This is a genomic window from Streptomyces sp. NPDC000134 (assembly GCF_042899225.1).
Classification (GTDB): domain Bacteria; phylum Actinomycetota; class Actinomycetes; order Streptomycetales; family Streptomycetaceae; genus Streptomyces.
This window is the reverse complement of record NZ_JBIAZN010000047.1, coordinates 1,588-6,227: the sequence shown is the minus strand read 5'-3', so window position 1 is coordinate 6,227 and position 4,640 is coordinate 1,588. Positions and strand designations below refer to the sequence as shown.

7 protein-coding genes and 1 pseudogene are annotated in these 4,640 nt (G+C 72.2%); 6 read left to right on the top strand and 2 right to left on the bottom strand.

The window, feature by feature from the left end; genetic code table 11:
• Window positions 1-261, top strand: a pseudogene (locus tag ACFY32_RS33980) (hypothetical protein); the annotation flags it as partial.
• A 2-nt stretch (window positions 262-263) separates the two neighbouring features.
• On the opposite strand, the gene ACFY32_RS33975 reads toward ACFY32_RS33980, so the two are convergent.
• Window positions 264-920 carry a GNAT family N-acetyltransferase gene (locus tag ACFY32_RS33975; protein ID WP_390676360.1) on the bottom strand — a complete coding sequence of 219 codons (657 nt, stop codon included), beginning with the start codon at window positions 918-920 and terminating at the stop codon, window positions 264-266.
• 289 nt (window positions 921-1,209) lie between these two features.
• On the opposite strand from ACFY32_RS33975, the gene tpg reads away from it, so the two are divergent.
• The 5 genes from tpg to ACFY32_RS33950 all read left to right on the top strand — a co-directional run bounded on the left by tpg (window position 1,210) and on the right by ACFY32_RS33950 (window position 3,947).
• Window positions 1,210-1,800, top strand: a complete 591-nt coding sequence (tpg, locus tag ACFY32_RS33970) for a telomere-protecting terminal protein Tpg (protein WP_390676359.1) — start codon at window positions 1,210-1,212, stop codon at window positions 1,798-1,800.
• Window positions 1,801-1,902: 102 nt separating this feature from the next.
• On the top strand, window positions 1,903-2,670 hold the full coding sequence (locus tag ACFY32_RS33965) for a hypothetical protein (protein ID WP_390676358.1): 768 nt from the start codon (window positions 1,903-1,905) through the stop codon (window positions 2,668-2,670).
• A gap of 408 nt (window positions 2,671-3,078) precedes the next feature.
• Window positions 3,079-3,366, top strand: a complete 288-nt coding sequence (locus ACFY32_RS33960) for a hypothetical protein (protein ID WP_390676357.1) — start codon at window positions 3,079-3,081, stop codon at window positions 3,364-3,366.
• Between the two features lie 75 nt (window positions 3,367-3,441).
• On the top strand, window positions 3,442-3,675 hold the full coding sequence (locus ACFY32_RS33955) for a hypothetical protein (protein ID WP_351221113.1): 234 nt from the start codon (window positions 3,442-3,444) through the stop codon (window positions 3,673-3,675).
• Window positions 3,675-3,947: a hypothetical protein gene (locus ACFY32_RS33950; protein ID WP_390676356.1), complete on the top strand. Its 273-nt coding sequence runs from the start codon at window positions 3,675-3,677 to the stop codon at window positions 3,945-3,947. Before ACFY32_RS33955 ends, ACFY32_RS33950 begins: the two co-directional genes overlap by 1 nt.
• Before the next feature lie 88 nt (window positions 3,948-4,035).
• On the opposite strand, the gene ACFY32_RS33945 is transcribed toward ACFY32_RS33950, so the two are convergent.
• On the bottom strand, window positions 4,036-4,640 hold a 605-nt coding region (locus ACFY32_RS33945), incomplete at its 5' end, for a TetR/AcrR family transcriptional regulator (protein WP_390676355.1).

Genomic DNA, 4,640 nt, shown 5'->3' with positions numbered 1-4,640 from the left:
GTGCCGGACTCCCTGGCGCAGACCGGCGGCGACCTGTACGCGGTCATCATCAACGTGGCCGTCAACGCATGGATGGCCGGCCACATCCACGGCGAGGACGGCTGCGCCGGCTGCGACGGCAGCCGCGGACCGGCCGGACACGACTGGGAAGCCCGGATGCGCACCATCACCGAGCTCCAGCCGAACATCACCAAGTGGTTCGACCGCGACGTGTGGACCCGCGCCGTCAACGACGCGGGCTACGCCGTCACCCGCCGCTGACGTCAGCGCGCAGGGACGGGCAGGACGCCGCGGACGACCAGCTGCCGTCCGTACGGGGTGGCCATGGGCTCCATCTGGATGCCGGTGCGCAGTGGCTTCACCGAGAAGCGGAAGCCCTTGGTCGGGCCGTGGCAGATGAGCCCGGTCGGGGTGGGGATGCCGATGCCGTCGGGGGAGAGGGTGAAGCCGAGCCCGGCGTAGAAGTCCGTCAGCTCCGGCTCGTGCGTGGCGTACAGGATGGCCGCGCCCAGCTTCCCGGCCTGGTGCGAGCCGGCCGCCTTCTCCGCTTCGGCCACCAGGGCGCGCGCGACGCCCTGGCCGCGCCACTGCTCAACTACTGCGAGGGAGTCCAGGCAGGCGACCAGACCGGCGATGATGTGCACGTTGGGCGATCCGATGAGCATGGGGTGGGTGAGGGCCCACGTCGCCGGCAGCGTGAGCATGCCGCCGACCAGCGCGCCGGACGACGTCTCTTCCACCACCCGCGCGTATGTGGGCTTCTCCGGATCGAGGCTCTGCTTGATCACGTTGGGCAGCCCCCGCCAGGATCCGTCGGGGTTGTCCGGGTCGGCCAGGCGGATCACCGGCTCCAGCGGGGCCGTGTCGGCGCGGGCCGCGTCCCGGATCACGAGGCCGTCCGGCAACTCCGGAACGCTCACCGGGATGACCTCTCCCGGCTGCATCGCTGACCGGTCGGCAGTGCTGGGAGCCGCGTACATGCGCTCACCCAGTACGTTCCCCGAGAACAGACGCTCCGCCTCGCGGCGCGCTGGATTCCCCGACCGGCGGGCACCCTTGCGCACCCCTGTTCGCTTCCCCACGGCGTTCCTCCCCTTTGTCACCGAAACCCTCCCCCGCCCGGCACTCTTCTGAACACCGCCCGGCAGCAGACGACTTGGGCCAGGGACCGGTCCTCTGTCCACAGGCGGTCCGTGAGCTCCTGGAGGCATGAGTGATCACGAGCAGCAGCGGCCGGCCCCACGTCGCGGCAAGGTCCTGGAGGCCCTCGCGCGGGCGGAGCGGAAGGTGTTCACCCGGCCCGCGCCGAAATCCGCGAATGCACAGGTGAAATTCCTCCTCACGCGGGTGAAGGGGTCGGCCAAGGCCCTGGCGGAGCGCGTGGGCACCTCGACCCGCACGATCGAGCGCTACCGCGCCGGGGAGCTGAAGACCCCGCAGAAGCGCCTCCAGGCCGCCCTGGTGGAAGAGACCGAATCCGAGTGGCAACCGCAGGTCAGGGCACAGGCACGTCAACAGGCTTCCACGTCCAGCGGGATGATGGTGGAGGTGACGGCGTACTTTGGATTCACGTGCTCGGGCAGCTCGGACGACGGCCGCATACGCACCATCACCACCCCGATCTCACCCACCTACGCGAAGCAGATACTGGAGCTCCAGGAGGCCGGAGCGACAGAGGAGGATCTGCATCCGATCGTCGCGGAGGCCATCACCGAGTCGTATTTCACGGAATGGGGCACCCGGGCCGATGGCCTGCGCGCGGATTTCACACACGTTCAAGCCATCGAGTTCCTCTTCTGACCCGGTCGATTTACGCGCCTGCATAAAACGATCCGGTGGGCCGCCGTACAGCGCTCTGGCGGCGGCCCGCTCCCGAATCCGCACCACGAATTGAGGCCGACGATGCCCACGCCCTGGCCGCCCCGGCGCTCCGCCCGCCGTCCGCTCGCCCCGCGCGTCGCCGCGCCCCGCGAGCCGGTCGACCCGGCCCGGATCGGCCGCCGCGTCGTACGGCGACGGGCGAAGGGCATGGACGCCGACGCCGTCGCGGCCGCCCTCGAGGACGCCCGGTTCGACGCGCGGCAGGACTCCCGGCACGAGGACCTGGCCGACGACGTCCGCGGCCCGGCGGAGCTCGCGGAGTGGGAGCGCATCGACCAGCTGCTCGCCGCCGCGCCGGCGGGCACCGTCTACGACCCGGACACCGACGACGTCGTCCGCGCCGAACTCGCGGCCGAAGCCGCGGCCGCCGCCGCCCGCGAGGCCGAACTGCGCGAAGCCGCCCGGGTCGCGGCCCGCGCCGATGAGCTCCAGGCGCTGCGCGAGCTCGGCACGCTGGAGCAGACCGAGCCGCGCACCGGGGACGAAGCCGCCCGGGACGAACTCACGCGGCGAGCCGGCGGGTACGTCCAGGCCGACGTCGACGCCTGGCTCGCCCACGCCCTGGCCGCGCACCGCGGCCACTACGGCGACCCCGCCGCCCGCGAGGAAGCCGCCGGCCTTCTCACCCCACCGGTCCTCGCCCACGCCGCGCTGCTCGCCGAACTCGCCCGCCTGGTCCCCGGCGCGGACATGGGCCAGCTGGCGTTCGCGGGCCGCCTCGCCACTTCCGAGCCCGAAGCCGCCGGTGAACTCGCCGTGCTCCTCGCCCGCGCTCATCCCGCCCACTGATCACCGACGGTGACCATCTGACTGTCACGCTGGGGTGTCACGCACCCTCAATCCGACTGTCACGCTGGGGTGTCACGCTGCCCTTCGGGCCCGCAATCACGGGGCCTACCCCCGTTTTCGCGCACACCGAGCAGCGTGACACCCCCGCCGGGCGCGGGTACGGAACGTAACCGCCGGGATCGGCCTCGGGCGGGCCGCCGGGTGCGGAAGAATCTCCGGGGTGAGCACCGACAGCGCCACCGCCGGCGCTCTATGCCCAGGCCCTGCAGAGCACCGCCACCGACCCGAGCCGGTGCACCGTGCCGTGGGGTGTGTGCCCGGAGCACGGCGGCACTCTCAAGTCCCGCGCGCGAGCCACCGACGGCCAGGTCCTCCCCGGCCTGCCCGCCTGAGCAGCCGGGAGGCGCGATGACGCAGCACGAGTACCAGGTCGTGGCACGGTGCACCGACCCGTCCCACCCCGGCGCCACCACCCTGATCTACACCACCCACGCCGACTCGATCCAAGAAGCCACAGCGAAGGTCCAGAAGCTGCGCATCGACAAGATGACCCCGGGCCTCTACCGCATCACGCAGGTGACGGAGCGCGAACCGGAGTGCACCTGCGCCAACCCCGGATTCGGCGGGCAGTGCGCCGGAGAGCCCTGGTGTCACAAGGTCGAAGAGGCCGCGGCCGCGAGCGCTGTGCCTGAGTGAAGCGGAGCGGCCCCACGGCCGCCGTACGGCCGATACCGTGGTGGCACACGCCCGTTCGCGCCCTGGAGGCCCTCGATGAGCGAACAGCCGGCCCCCGCCGACACCGCCGCCCGGCAGCTGGAGCCCGCGGCCGCCGACGCGGTCCGCGCGTACGCGGCCAAGACCCGCGCCGACGCCGACCGGTTCGCCGCCGTCCTGGAGGACATCGCCGCCAACGGCCTGCCCGACCCCGAGCAGTGCACCCCCTGGGAGGAGCTGCGCGAGGCCCACCTCGCCCGCCTCGCCTCCCAGCGCCCGGCCGTCGCCTGATGGCCCCGCAGCACGGCCCCCGCCGCGCCCGGATCGCGTTCTCCGACTCCGCCGCCAAGCAGCTGGAGAACCTGACCAGCGAGGCGGAGATCCACGCCCTGGACCGCGCCCTGGTCGTCCTCTCCGTCGACCCCGACGTCGGCGAGCCGATCCCCGGCGACGCCGCCGGCCCCCAGCTGCGCGAGTACGCCGACGAAGTCGAACGCGTACGCCTCCTGTACTGGGTCACGGCCTTGAAGACCGTGGTCGTCGTCGCCTACCTCGAGGTCTGACCCGCAACGCCTTGGACCAGGCCGACCGCGTGCTGCTGGCGCGGCCGGGGTCAAAGGGTGTCAGCGGTGAGCTGACGCCCCCAAGCCGCTACCGGACGAGGTGGCTCTCGATGTGGTCGATCACCGCTGACACGGCCTGCCGGTAGGCGGTGCTCGACCGGCGGACCTGGGACAGCAGCATGCCGCCCTGGATGGCGGCCAGCAGAGCGGTGGCGAGCGCGGCGGTATCGGCGCGCTCGCTCAGCTCGCCCCGTGCCTGCATGCGTGCGAGTCCCGACCTGATGGGCCCTTCCCACCGGTCGAAGGCGGAGACGAGTCTGGTCCGTGCCGACTGGTCGTCGTCGGCGAGTTCGCTGGCGAGCGAGCCGATCTCGCAGCCGCCTTCGCATCCTCTTTCGTCCTGCCGGCTCCCTGCCCTGTCGCACCACTCGCGCAGGGCCTCGATGCTGTCCAGGTTGTCCAGCAGCGGACGCTGCTGGGCGAGCCGGGTGTCCGTCTGGTGGTCGATGACCGCCAGGACCAGGCCCTGCTTGTCGCCGAAGTAGTGGTAGATCTGTGACGCGCTGACCCCGGCGGCCGCCTGGATGTCCGGGATGCTCGTGCCCCCCGCGCCGCGGTGGAACATCAGCTCCGCAGCGGCCGCGATGATGCGTTCGCGGGTCTCGCGGCCCCCCTTGGTAAGCCGCTGTCTCT

Excerpts from the sequence above, each read along its gene's own strand:
- tpg (WP_390676359.1), top strand. The coding sequence starts at position 1,210 with ATGAGTGATCACGAGCAGCAGCGGCCGGCCCCACGTCGCGGCAAGGTC.
- ACFY32_RS33955 (WP_351221113.1), top strand. The coding sequence starts at position 3,442 with ATGAGCGAACAGCCGGCCCCCGCCGACACCGCCGCCCGGCAGCTGGAG.
- ACFY32_RS33965 (WP_390676358.1), top strand. The coding sequence starts at position 1,903 with ATGCCCACGCCCTGGCCGCCCCGGCGCTCCGCCCGCCGTCCGCTCGCC.
- ACFY32_RS33950 (WP_390676356.1), top strand. The coding sequence starts at position 3,675 with ATGGCCCCGCAGCACGGCCCCCGCCGCGCCCGGATCGCGTTCTCCGAC.
- ACFY32_RS33960 (WP_390676357.1), top strand. The coding sequence starts at position 3,079 with ATGACGCAGCACGAGTACCAGGTCGTGGCACGGTGCACCGACCCGTCC.